This window comes from Streptomyces sp. CA-181903 (assembly GCF_050937075.1).
Classification (GTDB): domain Bacteria; phylum Actinomycetota; class Actinomycetes; order Streptomycetales; family Streptomycetaceae; genus Streptomyces.
In genome coordinates this window covers 5,231,388-5,248,445 of sequence record NZ_JBNJLY010000001.1, presented here as the reverse complement: position 1 = coordinate 5,248,445, position 17,058 = coordinate 5,231,388, and the positions used below count along the sequence as shown (strand labels likewise).

8 protein-coding genes are annotated in these 17,058 nt (G+C 72.4%); 7 read left to right on the top strand and 1 reads right to left on the bottom strand.

The features are described from left to right. Positions 1–498: 498 nt before the first annotated feature. Entirely contained in the window at positions 499–2,781 is a 2,283-nt protein-coding gene (locus ACQEVS_RS23500; protein ID WP_433023408.1) for a M4 family metallopeptidase, read from the top strand. Positions 2,782–3,063: 282 nt separating this feature from the next. After that, positions 3,064–4,620, top strand: coding sequence for a M4 family metallopeptidase (locus tag ACQEVS_RS23495; RefSeq protein ID WP_433023406.1), 1,557 nt, complete (start codon positions 3,064–3,066; stop codon positions 4,618–4,620). Between the two features lie 146 nt (positions 4,621–4,766). On the opposite strand, the gene glgP is transcribed toward ACQEVS_RS23495, so the two are convergent. Beyond that, positions 4,767–7,394: an alpha-glucan family phosphorylase gene (gene glgP / locus ACQEVS_RS23490; protein WP_433023404.1), complete on the bottom strand. Its 2,628-nt coding sequence runs from the start codon at positions 7,392–7,394 to the stop codon at positions 4,767–4,769. Positions 7,395–7,591: 197 nt separating this feature from the next. Between glgP and ACQEVS_RS23485 the strand changes: the two genes are divergently transcribed. The 5 genes from ACQEVS_RS23485 to glgB all read left to right on the top strand — a co-directional run bounded on the left by ACQEVS_RS23485 (position 7,592) and on the right by glgB (position 16,909). Then, complete coding sequence (locus ACQEVS_RS23485; protein ID WP_433023402.1) at positions 7,592–8,524, top strand: helix-turn-helix domain-containing protein; 933 nt, start codon at positions 7,592–7,594, stop codon at positions 8,522–8,524. Positions 8,525–9,051: 527 nt separating this feature from the next. Then, the gene (locus tag ACQEVS_RS23480; protein WP_433023400.1) at positions 9,052–11,055 is read left to right on the top strand and encodes a maltotransferase domain-containing protein; all 2,004 of its coding nucleotides are present in this window, start codon (positions 9,052–9,054) and stop codon (positions 11,053–11,055) included. Further along, complete coding sequence (treS, locus tag ACQEVS_RS23475; RefSeq protein WP_433023398.1) at positions 11,052–12,773, top strand: maltose alpha-D-glucosyltransferase; 1,722 nt, start codon at positions 11,052–11,054, stop codon at positions 12,771–12,773. Before ACQEVS_RS23480 ends, treS begins: the two co-directional genes overlap by 4 nt. A 300-nt stretch (positions 12,774–13,073) precedes the next feature. Beyond that, a complete protein-coding gene (locus tag ACQEVS_RS23470; protein ID WP_433023396.1) occupies positions 13,074–14,564 on the top strand; it encodes a maltokinase N-terminal cap-like domain-containing protein in 1,491 nt (496 codons plus the stop codon). A gap of 152 nt (positions 14,565–14,716) precedes the next feature. Next, the gene (gene glgB, locus ACQEVS_RS23465) at positions 14,717–16,909 is read left to right on the top strand and encodes a 1,4-alpha-glucan branching enzyme (RefSeq protein WP_433023394.1); all 2,193 of its coding nucleotides are present in this window, start codon (positions 14,717–14,719) and stop codon (positions 16,907–16,909) included. Positions 16,910–17,058 lie beyond the last annotated feature (149 nt).

The window sequence follows — 17,058 nt, the reverse complement described above, 5'->3', positions numbered from 1 at the left end:
GGGCGAGGCGTCTTCCGGCCAGGCCCGGCGGCCCGGATGCCCCGTCCTCACCCAACTCCCGGCATACCGCCCGCTATTCGGACAGCGATCTTTGGCCAACGGACATTTTCCGGCCAACTTGTTGACGCGCCCCTGACATACGACGGGGGGCGGTGGCACTCTTCACCACAACCGGCGCCGGAACACCCCCCACCCCCACAGCGAAACCCCCCACAGACAGACGTTCCGCATCGAGGCTTCACCGCCGAAGCCTCCCCGTCGGGGCTTCACCTCCGAAGCACCCGCACCGAAGCTCCCGTACCGCCCCGGAACACCCCTCGGGCTCGCACGGAAGCCTCACCCTCATCTCTCTCCCCACCGCTTTCCCCGGTATCCCGGACGTTTTCCTCCTCTCTTCTCCACTGGTTCTGCCGTGAACTGCCGGCCGGCTCCCCACGCCGCCCGGTCGCCCATCCGGCCACTCACCCATCGGTCGTGGTCGCCGCAGAAGGAGTCAGCGTGAGACCCACCCCCCAGAGACGCGCCGTAGCGACCGGCGCACTCGTCGCCGTCACCGCGATGCTCGCCGTAGGCGTCCAGACGGCCTCGGCCAGTGCCGGGCAGGACAAGGCCGCGCAGCCGGCCCCCCGGCAGTCGATCCACAAGTCCGATCCGGGCGCCGAGCCGGTCAAGCTGTCGCCGTCGCAGCGGGCCGAGCTGATACGCGACGCCAACGCCACCAAGGCGGAGACGGCGAAGAACCTGGGCCTCGGGGCCAAGGAGAAGCTCGTCGTCAAGGACGTCGTCAAGGACAAGAACGGCACCCTGCACACGCGGTACGAGCGGACCTACGACGGCCTGCCGGTGCTCGGCGGCGACCTGGTGGTCGACGCCACGCAGAGCGGCCAGGTCAAGACCGCCGCGAAGGCCACCAAGCAGCGCATCGCGGTCGCCACCACGACCCCGTCCCTCGCCGCCTCCGCGGCCGAGAAGGACGCCGTCAAGGCCGCGCGCGCCAAGGGTTCCAAGGCCGGCAAGGCCGACAAGGCGCCGCGCAAGGTCGTCTGGGCGGCGAACGGCAAGCCCGTGCTCGCCTACGAGACCGTCGTGGGCGGCGTCCAGGACGACGGCACGCCCAGTCAGCTGCACGTCATCACGGACGCGAAGACCGGCAAGAAGCTCTTCGAGTTCCAGGGCGTCAAGCAGGGCATCGGCAACAGCCAGCACAGCGGCCAGGTCACCATCGGTACGACCAAGTCCGGCAGTACGTACCAGATGTACGACACCACGCGCGGCGGCCACAAGACGTACAACCTGAACCACGGTTCGTCGGGCACCGGCACCCTGTTCACCGACAGCGACGACGTCTGGGGCAACGGGACCAACTCCGACCCGGCGACCGCCGGCGTGGACGCGGCCTACGGCGCCCAGCTCACCTGGGACTACTACAAGAGCGTGCACGGCCGCAACGGCATCCGGGGCGACGGCGTCGGCGCGTACAGCCGCGTGCACTACGGCAACAACTACGTCAACGCCTTCTGGGACGACAGCTGCTTCTGCATGACCTACGGCGACGGCAACGGCATCCCGCTCACCTCGATCGACGTCGCCGCGCACGAGATGACCCACGGCGTCACGTCCGCCACCGCCAACCTCACCTACAGCGGTGAGTCCGGCGGCCTCAACGAGGCGACCTCGGACATGATGGCCACCGCCGTGGAGTTCTGGGCCAACAACCCGGCCGACCCGGGCGACTACCTCATCGGCGAGAAGATCAACATCAACGGCGACGGCACCCCGCTGCGCTACATGGACAAGCCCAGCAGGGACGGCTCGTCCAAGGACTCCTGGTACTCGGGCCTCGGCGGCATCGACGTGCACTACTCGTCCGGCCCGGCCAACCACTGGTTCTACCTGGCCTCCGAGGGCAGCGGCCCCAAGGACATCAACAACGTCCACTACGACAGCCCCACCTCGGACGGGCTGCCCGTCACCGGCATCGGCCGGGACAACGTCGCGAAGATCTGGTTCAAGGCGCTGACCGAGCGCATGCAGTCCAACACCGACTACAAGGGCGCCCGCGACGCCACCCTGTGGGCGGCCGGCGAGCTGTTCGGCGTCAACAGCGACACGTACAACAACGTGGCCAACGCCTGGGCGGCCATCAACGTCGGTCCCCGCGCGTCCTCCGGCGTCTCGGTCACCAGCCCCGGCGACCAGACCAGCATCGTGAACCAGGCCGTCTCCCTGCAGATCAAGGCCACCGGTTCGACGAGCGGCGCGCTGACCTACTCGGCCACCGGCCTGCCGGCCGGCCTGTCGATCAACGCCTCCACCGGCCTGATCTCCGGCACCCCCACCGCCACGGGCACCAGCAACGTGACGGTGACGGTCAAGGACTCCGCCGGCAAGACCGGTACGACGTCCTTCAAGTGGACGGTCAACACCACCGGCGGCGGCAGCGTCTTCGAGAACACCACCCAGGTGGCCATCCCGGACGCGGGCGCGGCCGTGACCTCGCCGATCGTCGTCACCCGGAGCGGCAACGGCTCCTCCGCGCTCAAGGTGGACGTGAACATCACCCACTCCTACCGCGGTGACCTCACGATCGACCTGGTCGCCCCGAACGGGAAGACCTGGCGGCTGAAGAACTCCGACGCCTGGGACTCCGCCGCGGACGTCTCCGAGACGTACACCGTCGACGCCTCCTCCGTGAGCGCCAACGGCACCTGGAAGCTCAAGGTCCAGGACGTGTACTCGGGTGACTCCGGCACCATCGACAAGTGGCGGCTGACCTTCTAGCAGCCGGCTCCGCGGGACCGGGCGCCGCCCGGGGTGAGCATCGACTCCCCCGGGCGGCGCCTCTCGTCGTGCCCCTCAGCCGGGGCCGCCCCGCGCCCCAACACAACCGGAATGGCCAATTCGACCGTTTCGCCCGGAAATTCCCTGAACGAACCACAAATCTTTATCAAACCGCGCCACAGCAGCCCCGATATTCTCGGCAGGACGCACGCGAGTTCGACCAAACTGACGCTCGGCCGCGTTCCTCGCGGACCGCTCTACTCTCACCTGCCAGGAGCATGCGTGCGTCACACGCCCCGAATAGCCCGTTCCGGGTCCCGTCGCCCCGCCGTCGCCGCGAGTGCGGCCACCGTCGCCGCGGCCCTCCTCGCCTCCGGCTTCGCCGGGGCCCCGGCCCAGGCGGCCGGCCAGGAGGACCCCGCCAAGGCCCTGCACCTCAGCGGCAAGGAGCGGCTGGTCCCGCGCGGCACGGTCACCGACGAGGACGGCACCGTCCACACCCGGTACGAGCGCACCTACGAGGGCCTGCCGGTCATCGGCGGCGACCTCGTGGTCCACCAGGACAAGCACGGCAAGGTCGAGGACGTCGACAAGGCCACCGAGGCCACCATCAAGGTCCCCACCACCAAGGCGAAGGTCTCCGCCCCCGTCGCCCGCCGCCAGGCGATGCTGGCGTCGGCGGACGAGGGGGCCGGCGCGTTCGTCAGCCACCAGGCCCCGCGCAAGGTGGTCTGGGCGGCCAAGGGCACCCCCGTCCTCGCCTACGAGACCGTCGTCGGCGGCCTCCAGCACGACGGCACCCCCAGCGAGCTGCACGTCGTCACCGACGCCACCACCGGCAAGAAGCTGGACGAGTTCCAGGCCATCGCCACCGGCACGGGCACCGGCCAGTACAACGGCAAGGTCCCGGTCAACTCGGTGAAGTCCGGCGGCCGGTTCTACATGAAGGACGGCCAGCGCGGCGGTCACACGACCTTCCACGCCCAGAACAAGGAGTCCGGCAACTCCTTCCCGGCCTTCAGCAACAACCGTGACGTCTGGGGCAACGGCAAGCAGAGCATGGCCCAGACCGCCGCCGTGGACGCCCAGTACGGCGCCGCGATGACCTGGGACTACTACAAGAACGTCCTGGGCCGCAAGGGCATCCGGGGCAACGGCAAGGCCGCCAACTCCTTCGTCCACTACGGCAACGGCTACAACAACGCCTTCTGGTCGGACGAGTGCTTCTGCATGGTCTACGGCGACGGCAAGGGCAACAAGGCGCCCCTGACCTCCCTCGACGTCGCGGGCCACGAGATGACCCACGGCGTCACCTCCGCCACCGCCCGCCTCCGCTACGAGGGCGAGTCCGGCGGCCTGAACGAGGGCACCTCCGACATCTTCGGCACCGCCGTCGAGTTCTACGCCCGCAACGGCCAGGACAAGGGCGACTACCTCATCGGCGAGAAGCTGGGCAAGCCGCTCCGCTACATGGACAAGCCCAGCAAGGACGGCCACTCGGCCGACTACTGGCGCAAGGGCCTGGGCAACCTGGACGTGCACTACTCGTCCGGCGTGGCCAACCACTTCTTCTACCTGCTCGCCGAGGGCAGCGGCGCGAAGACCATCAACGGCGTCAAGTACAACAGCCCGACCTGGGGCAACATCAAGGTCAACGGCATCGGCCGCGGCGCCGCCGAGAAGCTCTGGTACAAGGCGCTCACCGCGTACATGACCACCAACACCGACTACAAGGGCGCGCGTTCGGCGACCCTGAAGGCGGCCCGGGACCTGTACGGCACCAAGAGCAAGCAGTACAAGACCGTCCAGGCGGCGTGGGACGGCGTCAACGTCAAGTAACGGGCGGCGGCACCGTGCCGTAGCCGTCGACGGCGGGTGGCCGCCCGGAGTTCCCCTCCGGGCGGCCACCCGCCGTTCTTCACGCCGCGGACCGGCGGCTCGGCGAGCGACCGGGACCGGCCGGGACCGTTCGAGCCGGACGGCCGCTACCGCATCAGCACCCCCGCCGCCTCCCCCGAAGCCTCCGCCGGGACGGCGACGAGGCCCATCTCGGCGCCGTCGGCGAGGAGTCGGTGGCTGGGGAGGATGCGGACCGTGTAGCCGAAGGGGCCCGTGCGGTCGAAGGTGAGCGGGCCCTCGTAGAGGCGGCGGCCGTCGAGGGCCGAGGTGCCGGCCGGCTTCAGCGGCACGGCCGCCGCGCCGGTGAGCCGGTCGGCCGCGTCCACCCGGCCGGCCAGGGCCTGCACTTCGACGTCCGACGGGTCGAGGTCGCCGAGGGTGACGGTGACCCGGAGGGTGACGGTGGAGCCCAGTTCGGCGGTACCGTCGAGGGGCCCGTCGGCGGCGGCCTCAACGTGGTCCACGGCCACCTGCGGCCAGGCGGCCCGCACCCGGGCCTTCCAGGCGGCCAGTTCCCGCGCCGCGTCGGGGGTGAGGGCGCGCTGCGCGTCGGCGGCCGGGCCGTAGAGCCGCTCCACGTACTCGCGGACCATCCGCCCGGCGAGGACCTTGGGCCCGAGCGAGCCCAGCGTGGAGCGGACCATCTCGATCCAGCGGCCGGGCAGCCCGTCGGGCCCGCGGTCGTAGAAGCGCGGGGCGACGCGCTCCTCCAGCAGGCCGTAGAGGGCGGCGGCCTCCAGGTCGTCGCGGCGCTCCTCGTCGGTGGCCGAGCCGTCGGCGGTGGGGATGGCCCAGCCGAAGTCGGGCTCGTACCACTCGTCCCACCAGCCGTCCAGGACGCTGAGGTTGAGGCAGCCGTTGAGGGCCGCCTTCATGCCCGAGGTGCCGCACGCCTCCAGCGGTCGGAGGGGGTTGTTGAGCCAGACGTCGCAGCCGGGGTACAGCTTCTGGGCCATGGCCATGCCGTAGTCCGGCAGGAAGACGACGCGGTGCCGGACGCGCGGGTCGTCGGCGAACCGGACGAGCTCCTGGACCAGCCGCTTGCCGCCGTCGTCGGCCGGGTGGGCCTTGCCCGCGACGACGATCTGGATCGGCCGCTCCGGGTCGAGCAGCAGCCGGGTGAGCCGCTCGCGGTCCCGGAGCATCAGGGTGAGCCGCTTGTACGACGGGACGCGGCGGGCGAAGCCGATGGTCAGGACGTCCGGGTCGAGGACGCCGTCGATCCAGCCGAGCTCGGCCGTGCCCGCGCCGCGCTCCCGCCAGGAGGCGCGCAGCCGTTCGCGGACCTCCTCCACCAGCTGCTCGCGCAGGGTGCGGCGGAGCTCCCAGACGTCGGCGTCGGAGATGTCGGCCACCGAGTCCCAGCGCTCGCTGCCGCCGAGGGTGAGCGCGTCCTCCGCGCGGGCGATGCCGATCCGGCGGGCGCCGAGCCGGAAGACCTCGGGGGCGACCCAGGTGGGGGCGTGGACGCCGTTGGTGATCGAGGTGATCGGCACCTCGGTGTCGTCGAACCCGGGCCACAGGCCCGCGAACATCCGGCGGCTGACCTGTCCGTGCAGCACGGAGACGCCGTTGGCGCGCTGGGCCAGCCGCAGCCCCATCACGGCCATGTTGAACAGGGCCGGGTCGCCGCCGGGGTAGTCCTCGGCGCCGAGCCGCAGCACTCTGTCGACGTCGATGCCGGGCAGCTCGGCGCCGTCGGCGAAGTGCCGGGCGACGAGCTCGCGGTCGAAACGGTCGATGCCGGCGGGGACCGGGGTGTGGGTGGTGAAGACGGCCCCGGACCGGACGCTCTCCAGGGCCGCGTCGAAGTCCAGGCCGCCCGCGCTGAGTTCGCGGATGCGTTCGAGGCCGAGGAAGCCGGCGTGCCCCTCGTTGGTGTGGAACACCTCGGGGGCGGGGTGGCCGGTGAGCCGGCAGTAGGCGCGGACCGCGCGGACGCCGCCGATCCCCAGCAGCATCTCCTGGAGCAGCCGGTGCTCGCTGCCGCCGCCGTAGAGGCGGTCGGTCACGTCGCGTTCGCCCGGCGCGTTCTCCTCGACGTCGGAGTCGAGGAGCAGCAGCGGCACCCGGCCGACCTCGGCCTTCCAGACGTGGGCGCGCAGCGACCGGCCGCCGGGGAGCGCCAGGGAGACCGTGGCGGGTGTGCCGTCGGCCTCGCGGAGGAGGGAGAGCGGGAGCTCGTTGGGGTCCAGCAGCGGGTAGTGCTCCTGCTGCCAGCCCTCGCGGGAGAGGGACTGCCGGAAGTAGCCGTGCCGGTAGAGCAGCCCCACGCCGATCAGCGGGACGCCCAGGTCACTGGCGGACTTCAGGTGGTCGCCGGCGAGGATGCCGAGGCCGCCGCTGTACTGCGGGAGGGCGGCGGTGATGCCGAACTCGGGTGAGAAGTAGGCGACGGCGGCGGGCAGTCCGGGCGGCTGCTCCTGGTACCACCGGGCGCCGGTGAGGTAGTCGTGCAGGTCGTCGGCGGCCGCGGCGAGCCGCCTGCGGAAGCGGCGGTCGTCGGCGAGGGCGGTCAGCCGGGCGGCCGGCACGGCGCCGAGCAGCCGCAGCGGATCGCCGCCGGCCGCCCGCCAGCCCTCGGGATCGAGGGTCTGGAACAGCTCACGGGTCTCGGGATGCCAGGACCAGCGCAGATTGCGCGCCAGCTCGCTGAGCGGTCGTAGGGGCTCCGGAAGGACGGGGCGCACGCTGAATCGACGAATGGCCTTCACGGGGACGACGGTAGCGGCGCGGGGGCCGCGGTCGCGGCTCAAGACGCCAAGTGCCTCCTTCTGCTCGAACCGCTTCCCTCGGAGGCGCGTCGGCGTGGTCCCGGCCGGACGCCGGTTCCCGGGAGCCGACCCCACCGGCACTGCCTGACCCTGGCAGGGGCAGGCAGCGCCCGCGCGGACGCGGTTGACTTGCCTCCATGGACACCCCTGCCGCCCTGGGCGAATTCCTGCGGACCCGCCGCGCCGCGCTGCGGCCCGAGGACGTCGGACTGACCACCTACGGGGGACAGCGCCGGGTCCCCGGGCTGCGCCGCGAGGAGCTGGCGCTGCTGGCGGGGGTCAGCACGGCGTACTACACCCGGCTGGAGCAGGGGCAGTCGGTGAACGCCTCGGACGGGGTGCTGGACGCGCTGGCGCGGGCCCTGCGGCTGAGCCCGGACGAGCACGCGCACCTGCGGAACCTGGCGCGTCCGGGCCGTCCCGCGCCCCGCGCCGCCGCGTCCCGGCCCGCGCGGGTGCGGCCCGGGGTGCGGCGGCTGGTGGCGGCCCTGGACGGGATCCCGGCCGTCGTCCTGAACCACCGCTACGACGTGCTGGACTGGAACCCCCTGGGCCACGCCCTGACCGCCGGCCACCTGGCCGCCGACGGGCCGCACCGCCCCGCCGCCCGCCCCAACTCCCAGCGGATGCTCTTCCTCGACCCGCACGTACGGGACCTCTACCCGCGCTGGGACCTGGAGTCCCGGCGGGCGGTGTCGGCGCTGCGGCTGGCCGCGGGCGAGCACCCGGACGATCCGGCGCTGGCCGAGCTGATCGGGGAACTGACCATGAAGAGCTCCGAGTTCGCGTCCCTGTGGGCCCGGCATCCGGTGCGGGCCTGTGTCACGGGCACCAAGGAGTTCCACCACCCGCTGGTGGGCCCGCTGACGCTGGCGTTCGAGCTGCTGCGGGTGCCGGTGGCGGACGGTCCGGGGCAGTCGCTGCTGACGTTCAGCGCGGAGCCGGGGAGCCCGTCGGAGGCGGGGCTGCGGCTGCTGGGGACGACTCTGGAGCCCGTCGGTGCACGGGCCCCCGAAAGCGCCGTCGCCCCGCGCGTGGAACGCGACCGCCAGGGGCCGACCGCGCGCTGATGCTCCGGTACGAGGCGGAAATACGCCACGCCTACATCCGGCCGTTCGAAGGCCGGAAGTCGCTACGACCTTCGAAGGCCGGGCGGGCGCGGCGTTCCCCCATCCGGCCGTCGGCGGCGCCCGGTCGTCACATTGCACACGGTCGGCCCAGCGGGGAGACTCCCTACGAGTGACGGAGGCCCCGCCGCCCTACCCGGGCGGTACCAGGGGAACTACGCACCGGTAGGCCGGGCGGTGCGGGCATGTCCGCCAGGGTCCGGTGGGAAAGCTCCATCGGTGCGGGGTCCCCGCGCCCCCGTCCGCTCACCCCCAGGACGACCCCCTCGGTTTTTCCGCACTTCCCGCTCGTCAGGTTTTCGCAGGTTTTCCGGCGCCCGGCCGGGTGAATGCGGACAGGTGCAGCCCTGCCCGCGTCCTCCCGGCCGTCGGGGCAGCGGATAGAAAGAACGGAACGCGCCAGACCTCCCGTCAGCACCCGCCGGCAACCGGGCACTTCTCCGGTTTCCCCTCGGATCCCAGGTGATTCCATGATCGGTCGCATTCCCGTCCTGGACCTCGCCCCGCTCGTGGACTGCGGCCGCAGACCCGCGAAGGCAGTGGTCGGCGAGTCCTTCGAGGTCACCGCTACGGTTTTCCGCGAAGGCCATGACGCGGTGGGCGCCAACGTGGTATTGCGGGACGCGGCCGGCCGGTCGGGGCCGTGGACGCCGATGCGGGAGCTCGCCCCGGGCACGGACCGGTGGGGCGCGGAGGTCACGCCGGACGCGGAGGGCCGCTGGACGTACGCGGTCGAGGCGTGGAGCGACCCGGTGACCACGTGGCGGCACGCGGCCCGGATCAAGGTCCCGGCGGGCATCGACACCGAACTGGTGCTGGAGGAGGGCGCCCGGCTGTACGAGCGGGCGGCCGGCGGCGTGCCCAAGAGCGAGGGCCGGGAAGCGGTGCTGGGCGCGGTCGACGCGCTGCGCGACACGGACCGTCCGGTGGCCGACCGGCTCGCCGCCGCGCTCGCCCCGGCCGTCTCGGCCGCCCTGGCCGCGCACCCGCTGCGCGAACTGGTCACCTCCACCCGGCCGCTGCCCCTGCTGGTGGAACGGGAGCGGGCGCTGTTCGGCTCGTGGTACGAGCTGTTCCCGCGCTCGGAGGGGGCCGTGGTGACGGCGGCCGGGCCACCGGTGAGCGGCACGTTCCGGACGGCGGCCAAGCGGCTTCCGGCCGTGGCCCGGATGGGCTTCGACGTCGTCTACCTGCCGCCCGTCCATCCCATCGGCACCTCCTTCCGCAAGGGCCCCAACAACGCGCTGAGCGCAGGCCCGTACGACGTCGGCAGTCCCTGGGCGATCGGCTCGGCCGACGGCGGGCACGACGCGATCCACCCGGAACTCGGCACCTTCGAGGACTTCGACCACTTCGTGGCCACGGCGCGCGAGCTGCGGATGGAGGTGGCGCTGGACTTCGCCCTCCAGTGCTCCCCAGACCACCCCTGGGTGGACAAGCACCCGGAGTGGTTCCACCACCGGGCGGACGGCTCGATCGCGTACGCCGAGAACCCGCCGAAGAAGTACCAGGACATCTACCCGCTGGCGTTCGACGCGGACTTCGACGGGCTGGTGCGGGAGACGCTGCGGCTGCTGCGGTTCTGGATGGCCCGCGGGGTGCGGATCTTCCGGGTGGACAACCCGCACACCAAGCCGGTCGCCTTCTGGGAGAAGGTGATCGCGGACATCGGCCGCACCGACCCCGACGTGATCTTCCTGGCGGAGGCGTTCACCCGGCCCGCGATGATGCGCACCCTCGCGGCGGTCGGCTTCCAGCAGTCGTACACCTACTTCACCTGGCGCAACTCCAAGCAGGAGCTCACCGATTACCTCACCGAGCTCTCCCGCGACTCGGCCGCCGTGATGCGCCCCAACCTCTTCGTCAACACCCCTGACATCCTGCACGCCTACCTCCAGGAGGGCGGCCGCGCGGCGTTCGAGATCCGGGCCGTGCTCGCCGCCACCCTCTCCCCGTCCTGGGGCGTCTACGCCGGCTACGAGCTGTGCGAGCACGTCCCCGCCAAGCCCGGCAGCGAGGAGTACCTGGACTCCGAGAAATACCAACTGCGGCCGCGGGACTGGGAGTCGGCCGAGCGCGCGGGGCGCAGCCTGGCTCCCCTGATCACCGTGCTCAACCGGCTGCGAAGGCGGCACCCGGCTCTGCGGCGCCTGCGCAACCTCCGCTTCCACCACGTCGACAACGACGCCGTCATCGCCTACTCCAAGCGCTGCGACGGCCCGGGCGGAGACTGCGTGGTGACGGTCGTCAACCTCGACCCCCACCACACCCAGGAGGCCACGGTCTCGTTGGACATGCCGGAGCTCGGCCTCGACTGGCACGAGACCTTCCCGGTGCGCGACGAGCTCACCGGCGAGACCTACCACTGGGGCAGGGACAACTATGTGCGCCTTGAGCCGGGCCGCGCGATCGCGCCCGCGCACGTGTTCTCGCTGCGACCGTCCTCACCGATCGGAGGGTCACCCACACCATGATCGTCAACGAGCCCGTAGCGGACACGTTCGAGGACACCCCCGCGAAGGACCGGGATCCCGACTGGTTCAAGCGCGCGGTGTTCTACGAGGTCCTCGTGCGCTCCTTCCAGGACAGCGACGGCGACGGCATCGGGGACCTCAAGGGACTGACGGCCAAGCTGGACTACCTGCAGTGGCTGGGCGTCGACTGCCTCTGGCTGCCGCCGTTCTTCCAGTCCCCGCTGCGGGACGGCGGCTACGACGTCTCGGACTACACCTCCGTCCTGCCGGAGTTCGGTGACCTGGCGGACTTCGTCGAGTTCGTGGACGCCGCGCACCAGCGCGGCATGCGCGTCATCATCGACTTTGTCATGAACCATACGAGCGATCAGCACGACTGGTTCCAGCAGTCCCGCACCGATCCGGACGGGCCGTACGGCGACTACTACATGTGGGCCGACGACGACAAGCAGTACCAGGACGCGCGGATCATCTTCATCGACACCGAGACGTCCAACTGGACCTTCGACCCGGTCCGCAAGCAGTACTACTGGCACCGGTTCTTCTCCCACCAGCCGGACCTCAACTACGCCAACCCGGCGGTCCAGGAGGAGATCCTGGCGGCCCTGCGGTTCTGGCTGGACCTGGGCATCGACGGGTTCCGGCTGGACGCGGTGCCGTACCTGTTCGCGCAGGAGGGCACCAACTGTGAGAACCTGCCGCAGTCGCACGCGTTCCTCAAGCGGGTCCGCGCCGAGATCGACGCCCACTACCCGGACACCGTGCTGCTGGCCGAGGCCAACCAGTGGCCGGAGGACGTCGTCGACTACTTCGGCGACTACGCCAAGGGCGGCGACGAGTGCCACATGGCGTTCCACTTCCCGGTGATGCCACGGATCTTCATGGCCGTGCGCCGCGAGTCCCGCTACCCGGTCTCCGAAGTCCTGGCCAAGACCCCGGCCATCCCCTCGCGCTGCCAGTGGGGCATCTTCCTCCGCAACCACGACGAGCTGACCCTCGAGATGGTGACGGACGAGGAACGCGACTACATGTACGCGGAGTACGCCAAGGACCCCCGGATGCGCGCCAACATCGGCATCCGGCGCCGGCTGGCCCCGCTGCTGGACAACGACCGCAACCAGATCGAGCTGTTCACCGCGCTGCTGCTGTCGCTGCCCGGCTCGCCGATCCTCTACTACGGGGACGAGATCGGCATGGGCGACAACATCTGGCTCGGCGACCGCGACGGGGTGCGGACCCCGATGCAGTGGACGCCGGACCGCAACGCGGGCTTCTCCTCCTGCGACCCGGGCCGGCTGTTCCTCCCCACGATCATGGACCCGGTCTACGGGTACCAGGTCACCAACGTCGAGGCGGCGATGAGCAGTCCGTCGTCGCTGCTGCACTGGACCCGCCGGATGATCGAGATCCGGAAGCAGAACGCGGCGTTCGGGCTCGGGTCGTACACCGAGCTCCAGTCGAGCAACCCGGCGGTGCTGGCCTTCCTGCGGGAATACCAGGACGACCTGGTCCTGTGCGTGAACAACTTCTCCCGCTTCGCACAGCCGACCGAGCTCGACCTGCGGACCTTCAACGGACGGCACCCGGTGGAACTGATCGGCGGCGTCCGCTTCCCGGCCATCGGGGAGCTGCCGTACCTGCTGACCCTGGCGGGACACGGCTTCTACTGGTTCCGGCTGCGCCGCAACGCTCCCGCCGGGGGCCACCAGCCGGGGTGACCGTCGCGCGGGGCGAGACGACCGGTCGCGGGCCGCAGCCGGTTTTCCCGCCCCCGCCCCGGGCACCCTCACTACTACGCACAGGCCGGCCCGGATCCGAAGGGCCCGCTGAAGACAGCGGTCCGCCGACGGCCGCCGCACCGGGCACCACCGCGGCACGCACTGACCGTACGGACGATCCTGGCCGGACACTCCCGCCGCCTTCGGCGGGAGCGCCCCGACGCACCGCACACTGGCCAAAGCCGCAATCCGGGACACTGTGCCCCATCGTCGTGTGCCCCGGGGAAAGGACGCGACGCCATGTCGGACGCTGTACCGCCCCGCCGGGGGACCGCCCCGGGGGCGGCGAGCCCCGGGCCCGCACCGTCCGGCGTCGCCGCCGCGCCGCCGCCCGTACCGCTCACGTCCGCGGGCGGGCCGGACCGCGCCGAGGCGCTGCTGTCCTCGCTGGCGCCGTCGCTCGTCGACTGGCTGCCCCGGCAGCGCTGGTTCGCCGGCAAGGGCAGCCCGGTCACCGGGCTCGCCCCGGTCACCGCCGTCGACCTGCTGCCCGTCGGCCCGGCCGGGGGCGCTCCCGGCCTGCTGCACCTCCTCGTCCGCGCCCGGCAGTCCGGAACCGGCTCCGACGACTGCTACCAGCTCCTGCTCGGCGTCCGCCGCGTACTGCCGCCGCACCTCGCGCCCGCGCTCGTCGGCCGGCCGGACGACGGGCCGCTGCGCGGGCTCGCCGTGTACGAGGCGCTGGCCGACCCCCGGCCGGCCGGGCTGCTGCTGGAGCGGCTGCGGGTGCCCGGGCGGCTCGGCCCGCTGCGGTTCGCCCGCGAGCCGGGGGCGTCGCTGCCCTCGGGCCTGGTCCCCCGGCTGCTCGGGGTCGAGCAGTCCAACTCCTCGGTGGTGTACGGCGACCGGTACATCCTCAAGCTCTTCCGCCGCGTGGGCCCCGGCGTCAACCCGGACCTCGAACTCCCCCGGGCCCTCGCCCGTACCGGCTGCGCCCGGGTGCCCGCCCCCGCGGCCTGGTTGGAGGCCGAACCGCCGGGGGCCGCCGAGCCGGTGACCCTCGGCGTCCTCCAGCCCTTCCTGCCCGGTTCCGCCGACGGCTGGCGGCTCGCCCTCGACGCACTGGCCGCGGGGGACGGTTTCACCGCCGCCGCGCGCGCCCTCGGGCAGGCCACGGCCGAGGTGCACCGCGCCCTCGCCGCCGCCCTCCCGACCGTCGACCTGGACCCGCCGAGGCTGGAGCGGATCGCCGCCGCCATGCGCCACCGGCTGGACGTCACCGCCGAGGCCGTCCCCGCGCTCCGCCCGTACCGGGACGCGCTGCGCGCCGCCTACGACGAACTGACCCGCCCGCCGGGCCCCGGCCGGCCGCGCCGCGCCCAACGCATCCACGGCGACCTGCACCTCGGGCAGGCCCTGCGGACGCCGGACGGGAACTGGTCGCTGATCGACTTCGAGGGCGAGCCGGCCCGGCCGCTGGCCGATCGGCGCCGCCCGCAGCCGGTCGAGCAGGACGTCGCGGGCATGCTCCGCTCCTTCGACTACGCGGCGGCGGTCGGCCGGGCGGCCGGCACCGACTGGGCGCCGCGGGCCCGCGAGGCGTACTGCGACGGGTACGCCGCCGCCCACCGCGACCCGCGCGAGGACGGCCCGCTGCTGGTCGCGCAGGAGACCGACAAGGCCGTCTACGAAGTGCTGTACGAGGCCCGGCACCGGCCGGACTGGCTCCCCGTGCCGCTGTCCGCGATCCGCCGGCTCGCCGAGCGGGCGGACGGCGTCCGGCGGCCCTGACCGCACCCGCCCACCACGTCCGAACTCCGGGAGGAAGACCCCGTGACCGCTCGACCGTCGTCCTACGAGCCCCCGACGGGTTCGTCCCCGCCACCTTCCTGCCCGGCCGCCGACGCCCCGGCTCCCCGCCCGCGCCGGCCGGCGGGCGGGGGGTGCGGCCCGCACCACGCCCGGACGAGGCCGAGCGCGCACGGCTGCTCAGCGGCGCCCACCACGACCCGCACGCCCTGCTGGGCGCCCATCACGCCCCGGGCGGCGTGGCGTTCCGGGTGCTCCGCCCGTACGCCCGCGCGGTGACGGTGGTGGCCAAGGGGCTGCGGGCGGAACTGCTGCCGGAGGGCGACGGCTTCTTCGGCGGGGTGCTCCCCCTGCGGGAGATCCCCGACTACCGGCTCCAGGTCACGTACGAGGACGACGAGATCGAGATCGACGACCCGTACCGCTTCCTGCCCGCCCTCGGCGAGCTGGACCTCTACCTGATCGGCGAGGGGCGCCACGAACAGCTGTGGCAGGCGCTCGGGGCGTGGCCGATGACGCACCAGGGGGTGGCGGGCACCCGGTTCACGGTGTGGGCGCCGAACGCCCTCGGGGTACGGGTGGCGGGCGGTTTCAACCTGTGGGACGCCACGGCCCATCCGATGCGCTCGCTGGGGGCGACGGGCGTGTGGGAGCTGTTCGTCCCGGGCGTCGGCGAGGGCGAGTTGTACAAGTTCGACATCACCCGGCCCGACGGGACGCACACCCTGCGGGCCGACCCGATGGCCCGGCGCACGGAGGCGCCGCCCGCCACCGCGTCCGTCGTGCACGTCTCGCACCACGAGTGGGGCGACGACGCCTGGATGGCCCGGCGCGGCGACCGGCCGGCGCACACGGCGCCGTTCTCCGTCTACGAGGTCCACCTGCCCTCCTGGCGGCCGGGCCTGGGCTACCGGGAGCTGGCCGACCAACTGTGCGCGTACGTCACGGACCTGGGCTTCACACACGTGGAGTTCCTGCCGGTGGCGGAGCACCCGTACGGCGGCTCGTGGGGTTACCAGGTGACCGGCTTCTACGCGCCGACCGCCCGGCTGGGCACCCCGGACGAGTTCAAGTACCTGGTGGACACCCTGCACCAGGCGGGCATCGGGGTGCTCGTCGACTGGGTGCCGGCGCACTTCCCGCGCGACGCGTGGGCGCTCGCGGAGTTCGACGGGCGCCCGCTGTACGAGCCGGCGGACCCGCTGCGGGCGGCCCATCCGGACTGGGGGACGCTGGAGTTCGACTACGGGCGCACGGAGGTGCGCAACTTCCTGGTGGCGAACGCCGTCTACTGGTGCGAGGAGTACCACGTCGACGGGCTGCGGGTGGACGCCGTCGCCTCGATGCTCTACCTGGACTACTCGCGCGAGCCCGGCCAGTGGACGCCCAACGAGCACGGCGGGCGGGAGAACCTGGACGCGGTGGCGTTCCTCCAGGAGATGAACGCCACCGTCTACCGGCGCTGCCCGGGGGTCGTCACGGTGGCCGAGGAGTCCACCGCCTGGGACGGGGTCACCCGGGCCACCCACCACGTGGGGCCGGGCGGCTTCGGCGGGCTGGGCTTCGGGCTGAAGTGGAACATGGGCTGGATGCACGACTCGCTCGACTACATGACCAAGGAGCCGGTGCACCGCAAGTACCACCACGGCGAGATGACCTTCGCCATGGTCTACGCGTACAGCGAGAACTACGTACTGCCGATCTCGCACGACGAGGTGGTCCACGGCAAGCGGTCCCTGGTGTCGAAGATGCCCGGCGACTGGTGGCAGCGGCGGGCCAACCACCGGGCGTTCCTGGGCTTCATGTGGTCCCATCCGGGCAAGCAACTGCTCTTCATGGGACAGGAGTTCGCCCAGGGGGCCGAGTGGTCGGAGACGCACGGGCCGGACTGGTGGCTGCTCGACTCCACGTACGCGGCCGGGGCCGACCACCGGGGCGTACGGGACCTCGTCCGCGACCTCAACGCCCGCTACCGGGCCACGCCCGCGCTGTGGGAGTACGACACGGTGCCCGACGGCTTCTCGTGGATCGTCGGCGACGCGGCGGAGGACAACGTCCTCGCCTTCCTCCGCTTCGCCGCCGACGGATCGCCGCTGCTGGCGGTGAGCAACTTCTCGCCCGTCGTCCGGGCCGGGTACCGGCTGGGGGTGCCGGCCGGGACGGCGGTCTGGGAGGAGTGCCTCAACACGGACGCGGCGCGGTACGGCGGCGGGGGCGTCGGCAACCCGGACCCCGTCAAGGCCCTCCCGGTGGGTCGGCACGGGCGCCCGGCGAGCATCGAGCCGACGCTGCCGCCGCTGGCTACGGTGTGGTTCCGGCCGGTGTGAGGGGTCTGATTCGCGGGGCTCTGTTTGGCTGGGCCCTGTTCCGCGGGGCTCCGTCTCAGGGGCTCCGTTTCGCGGGGCTCCGTTTCAGGGAGCCGTCGCGGCGAGGGCGCGCAGGTCCTGGACGAGGGGGGCTCGGGGAGCGGGATCGC